Source organism: Flavobacterium cheonanense (assembly GCF_039539185.1).
In the GTDB taxonomy this organism is placed as follows: Bacteria; Bacteroidota; Bacteroidia; order Flavobacteriales; family Flavobacteriaceae; genus Flavobacterium; species Flavobacterium cheonanense.
The window spans coordinates 286,903-305,064 of record NZ_BAABCT010000001.1; the positions used below are offsets into that span (position 1 = coordinate 286,903).

The 18,162-nt window shown below is 32.5% G+C and carries 15 protein-coding genes and 1 pseudogene; 11 read left to right on the top strand and 5 right to left on the bottom strand.

Annotation, left to right across the window (positions count from 1 at the left end; translation table 11 throughout):
* Nucleotides 1-7 precede the first annotated feature (7 nt).
* Nucleotides 8-277: pseudogene (locus ABD766_RS01405) on the top strand (DUF2400 family protein); the annotation flags it as partial.
* Between the two features lies 1 nt (nucleotide 278).
* Here the strand turns inward: ABD766_RS01405 and ABD766_RS01410 are convergent.
* On the bottom strand, nucleotides 279-1,016 hold the full coding sequence (locus tag ABD766_RS01410) for a hypothetical protein (RefSeq protein ID WP_344815035.1): 738 nt from the start codon (nucleotides 1,014-1,016) through the stop codon (nucleotides 279-281).
* A 229-nt stretch (nucleotides 1,017-1,245) separates the two neighbouring features.
* Here ABD766_RS01410 and udk point away from each other — a divergent pair, with 229 nt between their 5' ends.
* From udk to ABD766_RS01445, 7 genes are all read left to right on the top strand, one after another.
* A complete protein-coding gene (gene udk / locus ABD766_RS01415; RefSeq protein ID WP_344815036.1) occupies nucleotides 1,246-1,854 on the top strand; it encodes a uridine kinase in 609 nt (202 codons plus the stop codon).
* A gap of 17 nt (nucleotides 1,855-1,871) precedes the next feature.
* A complete protein-coding gene (locus tag ABD766_RS01420; protein WP_344815037.1) occupies nucleotides 1,872-2,225 on the top strand; it encodes an FtsB family cell division protein in 354 nt (117 codons plus the stop codon).
* A gap of 242 nt (nucleotides 2,226-2,467) precedes the next feature.
* Nucleotides 2,468-3,841 (top strand): methylmalonyl-CoA mutase subunit beta, encoded by a 1,374-nt coding sequence (locus ABD766_RS01425; protein WP_344815038.1) that lies wholly within the window; start codon nucleotides 2,468-2,470, stop codon nucleotides 3,839-3,841.
* Nucleotides 3,842-3,867: 26 nt separating this feature from the next.
* Nucleotides 3,868-4,101 carry a hypothetical protein gene (locus tag ABD766_RS01430; RefSeq protein ID WP_344815039.1) on the top strand — a complete coding sequence of 78 codons (234 nt, stop codon included), beginning with the start codon at nucleotides 3,868-3,870 and terminating at the stop codon, nucleotides 4,099-4,101.
* Nucleotides 4,091-4,384 (top strand): type II toxin-antitoxin system RelE/ParE family toxin, encoded by a 294-nt coding sequence (locus ABD766_RS01435; protein ID WP_344815040.1) that lies wholly within the window; start codon nucleotides 4,091-4,093, stop codon nucleotides 4,382-4,384. The genes ABD766_RS01430 and ABD766_RS01435 overlap by 11 nt, the downstream gene beginning before the upstream one ends.
* 11 nt (nucleotides 4,385-4,395) lie before the next feature.
* Complete coding sequence (gene scpA / locus ABD766_RS01440) at nucleotides 4,396-6,519, top strand: methylmalonyl-CoA mutase (RefSeq protein ID WP_344815041.1); 2,124 nt, start codon at nucleotides 4,396-4,398, stop codon at nucleotides 6,517-6,519.
* A gap of 37 nt (nucleotides 6,520-6,556) precedes the next feature.
* A complete protein-coding gene (locus ABD766_RS01445; RefSeq protein ID WP_344815042.1) occupies nucleotides 6,557-7,612 on the top strand; it encodes a hypothetical protein in 1,056 nt (351 codons plus the stop codon).
* A gap of 71 nt (nucleotides 7,613-7,683) precedes the next feature.
* On the opposite strand, the gene ABD766_RS01450 is transcribed toward ABD766_RS01445, so the two are convergent.
* From ABD766_RS01450 to ABD766_RS01465, 4 genes are all read right to left on the bottom strand, one after another.
* Entirely contained in the window at nucleotides 7,684-8,784 is a 1,101-nt protein-coding gene (locus ABD766_RS01450; RefSeq protein WP_344815043.1) for a homoserine dehydrogenase family protein, read from the bottom strand.
* Nucleotides 8,771-9,766 carry an alpha/beta fold hydrolase gene (locus tag ABD766_RS01455; protein ID WP_344815044.1) on the bottom strand — a complete coding sequence of 332 codons (996 nt, stop codon included), beginning with the start codon at nucleotides 9,764-9,766 and terminating at the stop codon, nucleotides 8,771-8,773. The genes ABD766_RS01450 and ABD766_RS01455 overlap by 14 nt, the downstream gene beginning before the upstream one ends.
* 109 nt (nucleotides 9,767-9,875) lie before the next feature.
* The gene (locus ABD766_RS01460) at nucleotides 9,876-11,168 is read right to left on the bottom strand and encodes an O-acetylhomoserine aminocarboxypropyltransferase/cysteine synthase family protein (RefSeq protein WP_344815045.1); all 1,293 of its coding nucleotides are present in this window, start codon (nucleotides 11,166-11,168) and stop codon (nucleotides 9,876-9,878) included.
* 574 nt (nucleotides 11,169-11,742) lie between these two features.
* Nucleotides 11,743-14,991: a VIT domain-containing protein gene (locus ABD766_RS01465; protein ID WP_344815046.1), complete on the bottom strand. Its 3,249-nt coding sequence runs from the start codon at nucleotides 14,989-14,991 to the stop codon at nucleotides 11,743-11,745.
* Nucleotides 14,992-15,110: 119 nt separating this feature from the next.
* Between ABD766_RS01465 and ABD766_RS01470 the strand changes: the two genes are divergently transcribed.
* The 3 genes from ABD766_RS01470 (at nucleotide 15,111) to ABD766_RS01480 (ending at nucleotide 18,160) form a co-directional block, all read left to right on the top strand.
* Nucleotides 15,111-16,238 carry a methionine aminotransferase gene (locus ABD766_RS01470; protein ID WP_344815047.1) on the top strand — a complete coding sequence of 376 codons (1,128 nt, stop codon included), beginning with the start codon at nucleotides 15,111-15,113 and terminating at the stop codon, nucleotides 16,236-16,238.
* 58 nt (nucleotides 16,239-16,296) lie between these two features.
* The gene (locus ABD766_RS01475; RefSeq protein WP_344815048.1) at nucleotides 16,297-17,178 is read left to right on the top strand and encodes an SDR family oxidoreductase; all 882 of its coding nucleotides are present in this window, start codon (nucleotides 16,297-16,299) and stop codon (nucleotides 17,176-17,178) included.
* Nucleotides 17,179-17,392: 214 nt separating this feature from the next.
* On the top strand, nucleotides 17,393-18,160 hold the full coding sequence (locus tag ABD766_RS01480) for a ParA family protein (RefSeq protein WP_344815049.1): 768 nt from the start codon (nucleotides 17,393-17,395) through the stop codon (nucleotides 18,158-18,160).
* Nucleotides 18,161-18,162 lie beyond the last annotated feature (2 nt).

The window sequence follows — 18,162 nt, forward strand, 5'->3', positions numbered from 1 at the left end:
AATTAACCGTATAAACATGTTTCTTCGTTGGATGGTTCGAAACGATAAAAAAGGAGTTGATTTTGGAATTTGGAAAACCATTCCTACGTCCGCATTATCTTGTCCATTGGATGTTCATTCAGGAAATGTAGCTCGAAAATTAGAATTACTTTCTAGAAAACAAAACGATGCAAAAGCACTTTCAGAATTAGATAATAACCTTCGAAAATTAGATGCAAATGATCCTGTAAAATACGATTTTGCATTATTTGGTTTGGGAGTTTTCGAGAAGTTTTAAATTAATAGTTACGCATTTTTTTAAAAGCATCACTTTTGGCGATAAGAAATTCATAAATTCTAAGGTATTCCATTTCTTTCATTAAAACAGAAGATTGCACATCCACATCACAGTATTCTTTGAATATAGTTATATCTTCTTCTTTTAATTTTAAAGTTTTAACATAAAAATCTTTGTCAAAATTAGACTCCAAATAATCGATAAAACGAACTTTTTCATTCTTTTTATCTTCATCATCATCTCCAAAAAGACTTTTCACAAACTTTGATACTCCTTTACCCATTCTAACAAAATCTAATCCATTGGGAGTCCTACCGTCATAAACACCCACTACTTTTGGTGCTGAAGCTTCTTTAGCAACGGTAATCTTATCAATATCTTCCTGACTTACTATATTTTTATACTTAAATTTATTAGCAACTTTAACTTCATCAAGTTCAATTGGCATTTTAGATAAATTAATCTGTAGCCAATTAGCATCAATATCTTTCTGAGTGATAATTAATTTATAGTTATTAAATTCGTTTACAAACAACACTAATTTATCCCCAACAGCAACTTTAATTTTAAACTCGCCATTGTTATTAGTTACAACAAGCGTATTTTGTGTAAAATTAATAACGTCAACTTTAGCCATAGGAAAATTGTCGTTCACAACTTTTCCTGAAATCACTTTCTCGGTTTGAGCACAAACATTTTGAATAAAAAAAAGTAAAATAAAAAAGTAGTTTATCTTCATAAGGTTCTGTTATACTTCATAAAAGTATTGGAAACATTCAAAATAAAAACACAAGTAACCTATAATCTTATGTTAAATAAAAACTTACAACTGCAATACAAATAAGAAAAAGTAACCTCAAGTTCATTAAAATTTTAAGTTTTAATCAAATATAATTTGAACTAAAAATTGCAATTGATATTGATTTTTTATGCTATTTTTGTCCAAATAATAACACAACAACACAACTATGCTTATCATCGGAATTGCAGGAGGAACAGGTTCAGGAAAAACAACTGTTGTTCACCAAATTATGAACGAACTTCCAGAAACTGAAGTCGGAATTATTTCTCAAGACTCTTACTACAAACAAAATGTAGGCATGAGTTATGAAGAAAGAAGCAACATCAATTTTGACCATCCACGTGCCATTGACTTTGAACTTTTAGTACAACATTTAAAAGAGTTGAAAGCCGGAAAAACCATCAATCAACCTGTTTATTCCTTCGTAACGCACAACAGAACCGACGATACCATTTCAACACATCCAAGAAAAGTAATGATTGTAGAAGGAATTCTTATCCTAACTAATCCAGAACTTCGCGAGATGTTTGACGTAAAAGTTTTCGTTCATGCCGATTCAGACGAACGCTTAATTCGACGTCTAAAACGTGATATTGCAGAGCGTGGTCGTGACATGGAAGAAGTTTTAAACCGTTACCAAACGACACTAAAACCAATGCACCAACAGTTCATCGAACCAACAAAAGCATTTGCAGACATCATCATTCCAAACGACAAATACAATACCGTTGCCATCGATGTAGTTCGTGCCGTAATCAACCAACGCTTAGTCTAATTTTATATCTGAAATAAATGAAAAATTGGTTTCAAAACCTTATTAGTGATTTTCCGTTTCTTAAATTTTTAGGAAGCAAATACACTTTGGTTTCCTTATTTTTCATCGTTTGGATGCTTTTTCTTGACAACTATTCTTATATGGATAGTCGTGTTTTAGATAAAGAAATCAACGAATTAGAAGACAATAAAAAATACTACCAAGAAGAAATCGCAAAGGACAAACAAAGCATTAAAAACTTAAACAATCCTGGCCAAACCGAAAAATATGCTCGCGAGAAATACTACATGAAAAAAGACAGCGAAGACATATACATCATTGACATCGAAGAAGATAGAATTAAAGACAGTTTAGAAGGAGCGAAACAGTAGGTGTTTCGAAAATGGCAATTCCTGCTTTCCGCGTTACATGGTAACTGCTCCAATCAGGGCTAGATTGTGAACTTTAAACTAGATATCACGATTTTAAAGAAACTCATTCTAAAAAACAAATTTATCATTTTTAGAATTTAACCATCGAAAAAGTATATACCTATTTTGCAAAAAATCAAATTTAAATCTTCAAAAAAAGATAATTTTTGACTAAATTTGAAGTATCAAAAAGCAAAATACTTGTGAGCACAAATAAACCACTTTTTACAGATTTTGAAAGCGTAAGTTCCAAACAATGGAAACAGCAAATTCAATACGAACTCAAAGGCGCCGATTATAACGAAACACTAGTTTGGGAAAGCCCAGAAGGCATCAAAGTAAAACCATTTTATCACAATGATGAAGTGGAAGAAACAGATTCTAAAATTTCAATAAATTCTCCTGAAAAAGCTTTTGAAATCCTTCAAAACATCTTCGTTCACGACGTCAAAAAATCTAACGAACGTGCTATAGATACATTAAATCGCGGTGCAGAAAGCATTCGTTTTACGATAGAAAACGACACCATTTCTATTGCAGATTTGATGCAAAATCTTCCTTTAGAAAAAACAACTTACTATTTTAATTTGCCATTTCTATCGGTAGATTTCGCAACTCAAGTAAGTGAATATGCTGCCAAAAATCATGCAAAATTCGTAATCCAAATTGATCCAATTGGTCAACTTACTAAAGACGGAAATTGGTTTGAAAACCTAGAAAGCGATTTTGAAAAATTAAATACTATTGCAAGTTCATCAGCAATCAATTACCTAAATATAAGCTCAGGAATTTACCAAAATGCAGGAGCAAATATGGTGCAACAATTAGCTTACACTTTGGCTCATGCCAATGAATATTTCAATAGAATTCCGGCATTAAAACATCCCATAACTATTGAAGTTGCTGTTGGAACCAACTACTTTTTCGAAATTGCAAAACTTAGAGCTTTACGACTTTTGTTCAACACTTTAGCAAAAGAATACCATCACAATTTTGATTGTAACATCATAGTAACACCAACTCGCAGAAACAAAACCATCTACGATTACAACGTAAACATGCTTCGAACTACAACCGAATGTATGTCGGCAATTCTTGGTGGAGCGAATGTTGTAGCCAATTTGCCTTACGACGCATTATATCATAAAGACAACGAATTTGGTGATAGAATTGCTAGAAACCAACTTTTAGTTTTAAAACACGAAAGTTATTTTGATAAAGTCAATAATCCTGCCGATGGTGCTTATTATATTGAAAATTTAACGCAACAATTAGCAGAAAAAGCATTAGAATTATTCAAAGACATTGAGAAAAATGGTGGTTTAATCACCCAATTAATCGAAGGAACTATTCAACGAAAAATCAGCGAAAGTGCCAATAAAGAGCAAGAGTTGTTCGACAATGGTAAAGAAATTTTATTAGGAACCAACAAGTATCCAAACAAAAACGATAGCATGAAAAACGATTTGGAATTGTATCCTTTTGTAAAACAAAATCCGCGTAAAACCCTAATCACTCCTATCATAGAAAAAAGATTGGCAGAGAAATTAGAGCAAGAGCGATTAGCATCTGAATAATTGATAACTTTAACAAAAAAGAAACTATGGAAGCGATAAGACAATTTGTAAAAGTGAAAGATCAAAAAGTAAACATTACTTTACCTGACGATTTTATCGCAGATGAAGTTGAAGTAATCATTTTGGCAAAAAATGATATTAGTTATCACCTTTCAGAAGAACAAATAAAACTTTTAGATAACAGATTGAACGAACCTGAATCAGAATATATTACATCTTCAGAATCTTTAAATCTACTAAAAAAGAAATATGGGTTTTAGAGTTATTGTTTCTAAAAAAGCACAAAAAGAAATTGAAAATGCGATAGAATACTATTCTGAAATTAATTCAAAACTTGCTTTACGATTTTACAATGAGTTATCTGAAACCTACAAAAAACTAGAACTAAATCCTGATTATCAAATAAGACATAAAAATTATAGAGCAATTCCATTAAAAGTTTTTCCTTTTTTATTGTTCTACGTTTATGATGAAAATAGTGAACTAATTAAAATTCTTTCTTGTTTTCATACATCAAAAAACATAAAAAAATATCCTAAATAGTTTTAGAAACTATGAGAAAAAATATACAACACATCACTTTGGAAAATTCCAAAAAGGAAACTCCAAATAACAATACTACAACTTTTCACACTGCTGAAAATATTGAAGTTAAACCAACCTACACTAAAGAAGACATTGAAAATTTGAAACATATTGGTTTTGGAGCAGGATTTGCCCCAAATCTTCGCGGACCTTATGCTACCATGTACGTTCGTCGTCCATGGACCATTCGTCAATATGCAGGATTTTCAACTGCTGAAGAAAGTAATGCTTTCTACAGAAGAAATCTTGCTGCTGGACAAAAAGGACTTTCGGTAGCATTTGATTTAGCTACTCACAGAGGTTACGATTCTGACCATGAACGTGTTTTTGGAGACGTTGGAAAAGCTGGAGTTGCTATCGATTCTGTGGAAGACATGAAAATTCTTTTCGACCAAATTCCATTGGGTGAAATGTCGGTTTCTATGACTATGAATGGTGCTGTTTTACCAATTATGGCTTTTTACATTGTTGCTGCCGAAGAACAAGGTGTTGCTCCTGAATTACTTTCAGGAACGATTCAAAACGATATCTTGAAGGAATTTATGGTTAGAAACACCTACATCTATCCGCCAACACCTTCGATGAAAATCATTGCTGATATTTTTGAATATACGAGCAAGAAAATGCCAAAATTCAACTCGATTTCAATTTCGGGTTATCATATGCAAGAAGCTGGAGCTACTGCCGATATTGAATTGGCCTACACTTTAGCAGATGGTTTAGAATATATTAGAACAGGATTAGCAACCGGAATGAAAATCGATGAATTCGCTCCTCGCCTATCTTTTTTCTGGGCTATTGGAATGAACCATTTTATGGAAATTGCCAAAATGCGTGCCGGACGAATGTTGTGGGCAAAATTGCTAAAACAATTCCATCCACAAGATGAAAAGTCATTGGCTTTGAGAACGCATTGTCAAACATCAGGTTGGAGTTTAACCGAGCAAGATCCTTTTAATAATGTGGCTAGAACTGCTATTGAAGCAGCTGCTGCGGCTTTTGGAGGAACACAGTCGTTGCACACTAATGCTTTAGACGAAGCTATTGCGTTACCAACCGATTTCTCTGCTAGAATTGCTAGAAACACCCAAATATTTTTACAAGAAGAAACTAAAATTTGCAAAACGGTCGATCCTTGGGCTGGAAGTTATTATGTGGAAAGTTTGACCAACGAAATTGCACAAAACGCTTGGAAACTTATTGAAGAAGTAGAAGAATTAGGTGGAATGACAAAAGCCATCGAAGCTGGAATTCCGAAATTGCGTATTGAAGAAGCTGCCGCTCGAAAACAAGCAAGAATCGACAGCAGTCAAGATATTATTGTTGGCGTTAACAAATTTAGATTAGAAAAAGAAGATCCATTACAGATTTTGGATGTCGATAACGATATGGTGCGCAAGCAACAAATTGAACGTTTGACACAAATAAAAAGCACTCGCGACAACACCAAAGTTGCCGAATGTTTAGCAAAATTAACTGATTGTGCTCAAAACTCTAATGGAAATTTATTAGATTTGGCAGTAGAAGCTGCAAGAAACAGAGCAACATTAGGAGAAATTAGTGATGCTTTGGAAGCTGTTTTTGGAAGATATAAAGCACAAATTAGAAGTTTTAGCGGCGTGTATAGTAAAGAAATAAAAAACGACGAAAGTTTTGAAAAAGCAAAACAACTAGCCGATGCCTTCGCAAAAAAAGAAGGTCGTCGTCCTAGAATTATGATTGCTAAAATGGGACAAGACGGACACGATCGTGGTGCGAAAGTAGTTGCCACAGGTTATGCCGACGTAGGTTTTGACGTGGATATTGGACCCTTATTTCAAACGCCACAAGAAGCTGCGAAACAAGCAGTAGAAAACGATGTTCACATTCTTGGAGTTTCCTCATTGGCTGCTGGACACAAAACACTTGTGCCACAAGTTATTGAAGAACTAAAAAAATACGGACGCGAAGATATTATGGTCATTGTTGGTGGCGTAATTCCTGCGCAAGATTACCAATTCCTTTTTGATGCAGGTGCGGTTGCTGTTTTTGGTCCTGGAACTAAAATTAGTGAAGCTGCAATTAGTATTTTGGAGGTACTTTTGGAAGAGTAGAATAATAAAATTTGTGTATAAAATATTATCGTATTTAATGAAAAGAAAGTTCCTATTTATATTTATTTTTTTGATTTCATTATCAGTTAAAGCTCAAGATTATTCTAAATTTTTGCCCTATTTTTCAAACAATTTATATGGCTTAGTTAATGACAAACAAGAGCAAATTGTTGAACCAAAATACAAAGAAGCAGAAATTATCAATGAGTTTTCCTTTGTTATATTTGATAAAATTCATTGCTATGATTTGTTCAATGGAAAATATGTAAACATTCCTTATTCTAAAGAAAATTCATTTGTAGTGATTAGTAATGAACTTTTTGTTTTTAATTCAAAAGGCAACACTTTAATAAATCCTTACACTAAGGAAAAAATTCCTTTAAAATTGAAATACAAATTCATGTACAACAGAACTTTTTATGATTTTAAATCTAAAAAGAGTTATGATATGATTTTTGCTAACACCAATGATGAAAAACAATTATTTCTTAAAAATGATAAAACTCTAAGTCTTGCTATCAATGGGAAATTTATATATAAAAATTTTAAAATTACCCAATGTCCGGTTGACAATTTTGAACAAAATGTAGGAATCCTGATTTTGAACAATGATAAATCTTTAAGCTGCTACAACTTTGACGGAAGCAAATCGTTTAAAATTGAAACTAATGAAATAGAAAAAACGACTGAATATGCTATTGAGTTTAAAAAAAGTGTTCATCAAAAATTTGTAGATTTCTACGGATTTGAATCAATCTTTTTTCCTGAATTTTTCTCGTTAAGTGATTTGGTTGGTGCTAGTTCTGGAAAGTTTTTCAATCGATTTATTGACAATATTAAACTTGGTGATGGATACACTTTGAAAATCAATGATTACAACTACGACTTGAATTCACCAAACAAATCGTATTTCAAAGACACAAAATACAATAATATTTACCACTTCAATTATACTGAAAATCAATATTATTTAAAATTCACAAAAAAATCTACAACAGATGAATTGCATTTTTTTGTCAATCATCCAAAAATAAATCCCACAGTTTTAATGTGTCCCAAAGAGGAATTAATAAAGTTTGAATTAATCAAATAATTGTATTCAAAACTTAAATTAAATCAAAGTCAAAAAAAGCCACAAATCAATGTAGCTTTTAATAAATTTCTCTAAACCCAAACCTCATTTTTAACTTTAATTTTCTCTGCTAATTTTAGGATATCGGTTAAAACTCCTCTTGCAGTTACAGCTTTTCCAGCACCAGCACCTTGAATTACTATTGGAATTTCACCATAAGATTTAGTATAAATTTCAATAAGGTTATCTGCTCCTTTCAATTGACCTAATGCAGTAGTTTTGGGAACCGAAACTAGTTTTACTTCCAATTGGTTTTTCTCTAAATCCAATTCACCAACGAAGCGCAACACGTGATTATCGGATTGTGTGATTTTGGCTATATTAAAGGATTTATCAAATAGTGATTTGTTGATTGCATATTGGGCTTTCGAATGTTTTTCATTCAATTCTGGCAACAATAATGAAGCTACTTTTATATCTGAAAATTCTACTTTTTGCTCTAATTCACGAGCTAAAATCAATAATTTTCTAGCCACATCGTTTCCAGATAAATCTTCCCTTGAGTCCGGTTCGGTTAATCCGAGTTTTTCGGCATCTACTAAAATCCTTGAAAAAGGCTCATTTTCTGATGAAAACCTGTTAAAAATATAACTCAACGAACCAGAAAATACGCCTCTAATCTTAGTAATTTTCTCACCAGAATAATACAAATCACTAATGGTTTGAATCACTGGCAAACCTGCTCCAACATTGGTTTCATACAAAAATGATTTATCAAACTTCTTTGCTATTCTTCTCAAATCGTTATAAAAATCTAAATGTTGTGTATTCGCTTTTTTATTGGCAGCCACAATATTAAATCCGTTTTGAAGTAAAGGAATGTAATTTTTTAAAATATCCGAACTTGCTGTTGCATCAACTGCAATTAAGTTTTCTAATTCTAGTTCTTTCACATAATCAATAATATCTTCTACTTTGAAAGGAATTGCCGATTGTGCAAAATTGGCTTCCCACTGATTTTTAACTCCATCTTTTTCAAAAAAAGCTAAAGTTGAATTGGTAATTATTGGAAATCGCAATTCGATATTTTTCTTTTCTAAAAAGAATTTCTGACTTTCTAAAACTTGATTCACTAACGTACTTCCTACGTTTCCGATTCCGAAAAGGACTATATTTATTCTAAGCGTTGACATAATTTTGTTGTTTTTGTTTATTAAAAATAGGTTTCAAAAATTGTTCTAATTGAGCATATTCTATTAAAAAAGCATCATGACCGTGAATGGATTCAATTTCATGATAGTAAATATTATCTTTTACAGATTTTAGTGCTTCAAAATCTTTCCGATTCTCGTGAGCAATAAAAAAATAATCGGTATCGACTGCAACTATGTGAATACTCGCTTGTATTTCATTTGCCACAGCTAAAAAATCGCCTCTATTTCTAGTAATATCATTTGTTTTTAAAAGATGATTCATGAGTTTGTAAGCTGATAATCGAAAACGATTCTTCAGTTTGATTCCGTGATTTAACAACCAATTTTCAATTTGAAAAACCGCTAACCTATCGTTTTGAGCTCTTTTAAATCGTTGATTAATAGATTGTGGCGTTCGATACAAAAGCATAGCATGCAAACGAGCATCTGCAATAGGATCATCGGAATTGTTCAAAATTTGATCTTGAATCAACACATTGGCAATTACCCAATCGGTGGCTTTCCAATCGGTCGCAATTGGAATGAGATTTTGAATTTTATTAGGTTGCAACACCGCCATTTCCCATGCAATCGCACCTCCAAGACTTCCGCCAATGACTGCATAAACCTCTGAAATATCTAGAGAAAACAAACCTTCCCAAAAAATATTGGCAATATCACGAATGGTGAATTGTTTGTAATCTGAAATTAAATTTCTGAAATTGTTATCAAAACCATTTCCGGGAATATTGAAAGCAATGATTGTAAAAAAATTGGTATCTATCGTTTTTCCTTCTCCTATCAAGTCGTTCCACCAACCGTTTTCACCAGAGACATTGGAGTTTCCTGTCAAAGCATGATTTACCACCACAATTGGTGCTTCACCCAAAGGTTGCCCAAATAATTGATAACTCAGCGGAAGATAGGGCTTTGTAGTTCCGTTTTCTAAAGTGAAATTAAATACATCTATTTTTTCTAACATTTTTTATTTTTTAAACCATTAAGGAATTAAGAAAATTAAGATTTGGCAAATCTTGGTGAAAAACTGCCTCCAACCGCGAAATCGGAGGCAGTTCAAAACAAACAAAAACCTAAATCAATTTTTCTACTGGAAGCTTTACAAAAACCGACTTTAAATCGGATTTCAAATCTTCAATATCTTCTAAACCTACCGACAAGCGAATCAAATCTTTAGTTACGCCAGTGGTAAGTTGTTGCTCTTCTGAAAGTTGCTGGTGTGTTGTACTTGCTGGATGAATAATCAATGATTTGGTGTCACCAATATTAGCTAGTAATGAAAACAACTTGGTTTCATCGGCTACTTTTTTTGCAGCTTCAAATCCACCTTTTAATCCGAAGGTTACGATACCACTTTTACCTTCTGGCAAATATTTATCAGCTAAAGTTTTATATTTTGAAGTCGCTAAACCTGGATAATTTACCCAAGCAACTTCGTCTTGTTCCTCCAACCATTGCGCCAAAGCCAAAGCATTTTCACTATGTTTTTTAATACGAATTTCTAAAGTTTCCAAACCTTGAATCGTTTGAAAAGCATTGAACGGACTTAAAGCCGCGCCAAAATCACGCAATCCTTCAATTCTAACTTTAGCAATAAATGAGGCAGCTCCAAGAGCTTCATAATATTTTAATCCGTGATAACCTGCTGAAGGCTCGGTAAATTCAGGAAATTTTCCGTTGCTCCAATCAAAATTTCCTGCATCAATAATTACGCCTCCAAGAGAAGTTCCATTTCCTGTGATGTATTTTGTAAGTGAGTGAATTACAATATCGGCTCCGTATTGAATTGGGTTAAGTAAATAAGGAGTTGCGACAGTATTGTCAACAATAAAAGGCACTTTGAAAGATTTTGCCTCGTTAGCAATAGCTTCCAAATCCAAGACATCAAGTTTTGGATTTCCTAGACTTTCTGCAAAAAATACTCTGGTGTTTTCTTGTGCTGCTTTGGTAAAGTTTTCAGGATTTGATGGATTAACAAATGTAGTTGTGATTCCGAGTCTTGGCAAGGTGACATTCAGCAAATTATAGGTTCCACCATACAAGCTATTGGATGCTACAATGTGGTCGCCAGCTTTTAGTAATGTTAGAAAAGTGGTTGCAATTGCTGATGTTCCTGAAGCGGTAACCACTGCTCCTATTCCACCTTCTAGTTTTGCCAAACGTTGCTCCAAAATATCGTTGGTTGGGTTGTTTAATCTTGTGTAAATGAATCCTGCTTCTGCTAAACCAAATAAATTGGCAGCATGTTGCGAATCATTAAAAACGTAAGAAGTGGTTTGATAAATTGGAACAGCTCTAGTTCCTGCATTTTTTGTTACGTCGTGTCCTGCGTGTAAAGCGCTGGTTGCAAATTTTTGTGTACTCATGATTTTTAATTTTAGATGTTAGATATTAAATTTTTGAATTTTTGAAATAAAAAAAGTCCCTTTGGATGGCATACCAAAAGGACTTTTACACTAGAAATATATATTTCTTTTACGTTTTCCGTTTTTGGTAATAGCAAATGCCGATACAACACATCATCATGTGCATCATCATACAAGACATCATATTTTTTGCTATTACGTTCATTTTAGAATTATTATTTTTTGAAATTAGTTGAAATAAAAAAACCTCTGCGATTTGCAGAGGTTTGATTGTATATATTTTAAAAACTTAAAATTATGCAATAAATGTCCTCTGCGGAAACTTCCACATCATACAACACATATTGCAAATAGTTAAATTCATTTTTTCTTCTTTTTGATGACGCAAACTTCTGAACTATTTTTCAATTGACCAAATGAAATTTGAAAATTTAACATTTGAAGAAGTAAAAACTGAATATATAATACTACGTATTATGTTTTTAAAAAGTCTTTTTATTTTAACATAAAGGTTAAAAAAAACAGCCTTGAACTTACTTCACAGCTGCTTTCACAATTAACCTCAACTAATTAACTAATCTATTGTAATTTCTGCTAAATTTTGGTTTTCTTTTACTTTTCCTAATTGGATTGTTTGCAGTTTTCTTTCTATACTACCATTTCCTTTTCTAGTATAAACCTCAACCATTACAGTCGCTGGACCATTTTCTGTTAATGCACTTTCACCAAAATAATTGGTTTTAATGATGTATTTTCCTTTTACAGCATTGCGTAATAAATATTGCTCAGGTCCATAACCTTGGGTAAAATCTTTAGAAAATCTTGCTCCTGCTTGTGTATCCCTATGTCCGTAATAACATTCTTCACCTGTTGGTTCAATAATATGCAAATCGATATCAGTATCCATTTGATTCCAGTTTAAAATTATTCTAATTTCTACTGGCATTTTATCTAGATATTTTTTTTCTAATTTATCTGTTTTAATGCTTTTGTGTTCTTGCATCATGCGGTTTAAATCCATTAAAATAATATCTTCAACACCTGCATATTGTCCGCTCATTTCACCATAATAATTCACTTCCAATCCTTTTATCAATTCATCAAAAGCCGCTTGAAACTGTCCATTATCTTCTAAAGTCAAAGCCAAATCACGATGTGCTTGTGGTTCTTGTTCTCTCCATACTGCAACTTGTTTAGCCGTATGCAATGCATCGTCATAAGCTTCCCATTGACGCAAAACATAAGTCAAGGATTTATACAATTGATGATTTTCTAATCCTAAATCGGCAATGGAACTAACAATTAATAATGCTGTTGTTTTATCTCCAGAATCATAAAAATGATTAGCTACATCAAAATAAAAACTCGGATTGGTTTCTTGACCTTCTCTTAATTCCAAATACAAACCATATTTTTTATCTGCCGGAGCATTAGCCAAAGCTTTAAGATAAATTCTATCTGGATTCCATTTACTTATTTTAGTCCTATCATTGTTTACAAAACCATTTTGATATGTAACATTAGCATTTGAATCGTTTGACCAAGCTGTATTTGTTTGAACATTTATTCCAGATACTTGACCTGATAATGTTCTTACAGCATTTGGATTAGAAGCCACTGATATTTCTTCAGATTTGACTACACTGTAAGCACTAGTTATACTTCTTTTTTCTCTTACATTTTCTTTTTCATCATCTTCATCATCTTGACTTGAATCTCTCATTACCCTATATCCTTGCACAACAACTTCATCTAGAACTCTACTAGATTCTCTCAAAGTAACATCAATTCTTTTATTATTTCCAACTGTAATTGTCGTGCTTTCCATTCCAACAAATTGAACAACTAGTTGATCGCCAACTTTAGCATCAATAGAATATTTTCCATCAAAATCAGTACTTACACCTCTTGTTGTACCTCTCACCATAACAATTGCACCAGGTAATGGACCTTGATTATCGTAAACTAAACCTCTAACAAAACTTGGATTAACTCCACTAAAACTAACATTTCTTGGAGGAGTTACCACAACTGGTTTTGGCTTAGGAATTTTTACTGGTTTTGGTTTAGAATACTTGGTATTATTATCCCACCACAATTTTAATGCTTCGTAATATTGAGCAACATTTTGCCAATTGTTGTATTTTTTTGCCTCTGCATTAGCAATTTGCTGTTTCATCATTCTATCAAACTCAGGACGCAATTCAGCAGGTGGAACAATATCGTATTGGATATAATCGGATAAATTTTCTAAAACAATTAGGGATGTGTTATTCGTTACAATTCCATATTTCTTTCCTAAAGTTTCAATTTCTTCTGCATTCTGTTTGTATTGGATTTCTAAGTTGGCAATTTTCTTCTGAGCCCAAAATTTTTCTATACTAACATCTGTTGAAGCTTGTGTTGAAGCATTGATAACTATAGTTTTTTCTAAAGTTGGAGTATCTTCATAACCAAACAATAAAACAACTTGATTTTGTTCTTTCAATGAAATTCCGGCTACGCTAAAACTTCCTGAAACTGGTGTTCCGACCATAGGATATAAATCGGTTACCATGTAATTTTCTTTTACACCCAAAAATTTCAAACTTTGATAAACCAATTTATCTAAAGCATCTTCAACTTTTAATTGATTCAAATTGATAAAATTACCACCAGTTTTTATAGCATTATAATTCAAAAAAGCATAATCAGAAGAAGGCAATGAAGTAATGGTATATACTGGTTTTTTAGTTGATGGCAAAACATTAGAACTCAATGAAGATAATCCATCAGTGAAGTACAAATACTCATCATGAACCGGTAATTTGATTTTAGAAAAACGTGTTCCTCCATCGTATTTTGCTTGTTTTAATGCTGCATTCAATTCACTCCAATCACCATTTTTAATTTGGTAAGTCGCTTTTTTATCAAAAGTATATCCTGAAAAATAAAGTACAACTTCTACTGTATTTAATTCTTTAAAATAAGCATCCAATAAAGCTAATTCTTTTATCAAATCGCGTTTTCTACAACTTAAAGAAACGTCCCAAATTAATCCGATTGAGTTTGGATTTTTCTTTTTTACGTTGGCACCATCTAAAACTGTGTTTGCATAAAAATAATATTGCCCATCAACAGATTGCACGACAACACTTGGAATGTCTTGACGAATTGGAATAGAAATCAAGAGTTTGTCTTTAGGTTTGTAGTTACTTTTGGTCAACGAAGTTTGATAACTTTGATTCAAATTTTCTAAAGCTAAAACACCTTCATCATTAGTAACAGTTGGAGTTGCAGAAGCTCCAAGAACGGCAACTGACAATTCAAAAACATCTAATGCATAAGGATAACTACTCAACATTTGATATCCTAAATGGGTTGGATCCAAACTACTTAATTCTTGTTCGTAGCCAATAATCACAATACGTTTCCCATTTGGTGGTAAAGGATAAATGCGTGTACGAAAATTATTTCCTTCTACTTTTTCCAACAATCCTGGATCTACACGACGGTGTTCTATGGCTTCAAAAACTTGTTTTCCTTTATTCTTATTCACTGGAACAGCTTCACGCATTTTACCGTTAATATCAATTGCATATCGCGAAACTGATACGCCTTCTGGCAAAGGAAACAACAGCTCTGCTTCCATCTGACGATTGGTTCCATTAAAAAAGTGCATCTCTGTAGTAGTATAGGCAATATTTCCAACGACTTTTACATTTACTTTTAACTGACTCAATCGCACCAACGACGAATCTTTACCTTTAACATTCAACTGAGGATTTTGAGCTTGAACCCAACTTCCAAAAAACAAAAGCGAGATTAGAATTAGATTTTTCATATGGATATTTATTTGTTCTCTTTCAAAACTTGTTACAATGTTATAGAGTAGTTATTTTATAAAAAGGTTGGGATAGAAAATATATTTATTTACTTTTATGCATAAAATAATTGTTCAGCATGTCCAAACTACCTCATATTACCACTAGTATTTTCAGCATAATGTCTCAACTGGCAGCAGATTATAAAGCCATAAATTTATCGCAAGGCTTTCCGAATTTTCCTGTCGATGAACGTTTAAAAAACTTAGTTGCTCAATGGTCAAAAAAAGAAATTCATCAATATTTGCCGATGGCTGGTTTTCCTCCACTACTTGAGAAAATCGCGACACTTACCCAAAATTCTTATGGTAGAAAAGTGAATCCGAGAACTGATATTTTGATTACTGCAGGCGCTACAGAAGGTATATTTGCAACCATACAAGCATTAGTTGAACCAAAAGAAGAAGTTATCATTTTGGATCCTAGTTATGATTGCTATGAAACACCTATTTTATTATGTAATGCTATTCCAAAACGCATCAATCTGAATACCGATTTCTCTCCAAATTGGGAACTTATTGGAGCTACTATGAATAGTAAAACCAAAATGATTATCATTAATAATCCTCATAATCCTACTGGAAAAACTTGGAGTGAAAACGACTTTGTACAACTCGAAAAATTATTAGAATTGTATCCAAAAGTTTTAGTTCTTTCCGATGAAGTTTATGAATACATCACTTTTGAAAACAAACATATTTCTATACATCATAGTGAAAAACTTAGAGATAGAAGTATTAGCGTTTCCTCATTTGGCAAATCATTTCACATCACAGGCTGGAAAATTGGCTACTTAATTGCTCCTGAACATTTAATGATAGAAATAAAAAAAGTACATCAGTTTTTAGTGTTCAGTGTCAATAGTATTGCTCAATATGCCATCAATGATTATATGGATTTGGTGCAAGTTTCTGAACTTGGAAATTTTTACCAACAAAAGCGAGATTTATTTAGAAACTTAATGCAAAATTCTAAATTTGAACTACTTCCATGTGAGGGTTCTTATTTTCAGATAGCTTCTTATGCTGCTATTTCTGATGAAACAGATTTGGATTTTACTAAGCGCTTGGTTACAGAATTTGGAGTGGCTACGATTCCACTTTCTCCATTTTATGCTGATGGAAAGCAAACACAATGCATTCGTTTTTGTTTTGCCAAAGAAGACAACACTTTGATAGAAGCAACTAATCGATTGTTAAAATTATAATATTATGCGTGCATAATAAATTATTTTCTATATTTACACTTCTAAAACAAACTAAACTATGGATTTTTCAGCAAAAATGCTTCGTGACGATGCTCTAAAAGGTATAACAATTGTAGTAACAGGTGGCGGAAGTGGCTTGGGAAAAGCAATGACAAAATATTTTCTAGAATTAGGTGCTAATGTTGCAATTTCTTCAAGAGATTTGGAAAAATTAAAAACTACAGCATCAGAATTAGAAAAAGAAACTGGTGGTAAATGCTTACCTGTTCAATGTGATGTAAGACATTATGACCAAGTAGAAGCAATGCTTGCAGAAGTATTAAAAACTTTTGGAAAGGTAGATGTTCTTCTAAACAATGCTGCTGGAAACTTCATCTCTCCTACTGAAAGATTATCTGCAAATGCTTTTGATACAATTATTGATATTGTTTTGAAAGGTTCGAAAAACTGCACTTTAGCTTTTGGAAAACATTGGATTGAAACAAAACAAACCAATTGTAATGTTTTAAATATTGTTACAACTTATGCCTGGACAGGTTCTGGTTATGTGGTTCCGAGTGCTACAGCAAAAGCTGGAGTTTTAGCTATGACCAGAAGTTTAGCCGTAGAATGGGCAAAATATGGTATTCGCATGAATGCGATAGCTCCTGGACCATTTCCAACTAAAGGTGCTTGGGACAGACTATTGCCAGGTGACTTAGCAGAAAAATTTGACATGGCAAAAAAAGTGCCATTACGAAGAGTTGGTGATCATCAAGAATTAGCAAACCTAGCTGCTTATTTAGTTTCCGATTTTTCTGCCTATATCAATGGCGAAGTTGTTACTATTGATGGTGGCGAATGGTTGCAAGGCGCTGGACAATTCAATATTTTAGAAAAAATTCCACAAGAAATGTGGGATATGCTTGAAGCAATGATTAAAAATAAAGGAAGTAAGTAATAGTATTCTGTGATCAGTATTCAGTGGTCAGTAAAATGCTTTTCAAAAAAGTCAGTTAGAATTTTCTATCTGACTTTTTTATTTGAAAGAGAATTATTGTCTAACAATTTAGTACTGAACACTGAAAACTAAATTTTACAAGATTGTTAACAAATAACACTTTTATAAACCATAAAAAATTGTATTTTTACAACTCAAAATTTGAATCAAATAAATGGGTAAAATCATTGCAATCGCCAACCAAAAAGGTGGTGTAGGAAAAACGACTACTTCGGTTAATTTAGCTGCATCACTAGGAGTTTTAGAAAAGAAAGTTTTATTAATCGACGCCGATCCACAAGCCAATGCGAGTTCGGGTTTAGGCATTGATGTAGAAAGTGTAGAAATTGGAACGTATCAAATTATTGAACAAAGTAATATTCCGGAAGAAGCAATTGTAAAATCTACTTCTCCAAATGTTGATATAATTCCTGCGCACATTGACCTTGTTGCCATTGAAATTGAATTAGTAGACAAAGAAAATCGCGAGTATATGCTTAAACAAGCTTTAGAAAGCATTAAAGAAAAATACGATTATATTTTAATTGATTGTGCACCATCACTAGGATTACTAACATTAAATGCTTTAACAGCAGCCGATTCTGTAGTAATTCCTATTCAATGTGAATATTTTGCTTTAGAAGGTTTAGGAAAATTATTGAATACTATAAAAAGTGTTCAAAAAATTCATAATCCAAACTTAGATATTGAGGGATTGCTTTTAACAATGTATGATTCGCGTTTACGCCTTTCAAATCAAGTTGTGGAAGAAGTTCAAAAACATTTTAACGATATGGTTTTCAAAACTATAATTCAAAGAAATGTAAAATTAAGCGAGGCACCAAGTTTTGGAGAAAGTATCATTGCTTTTGATGCAACTAGCAAAGGAGCGACGAATTACTTGAGTTTGGCAGAAGAAATTATTAAAAAAAACAGTAACTAATT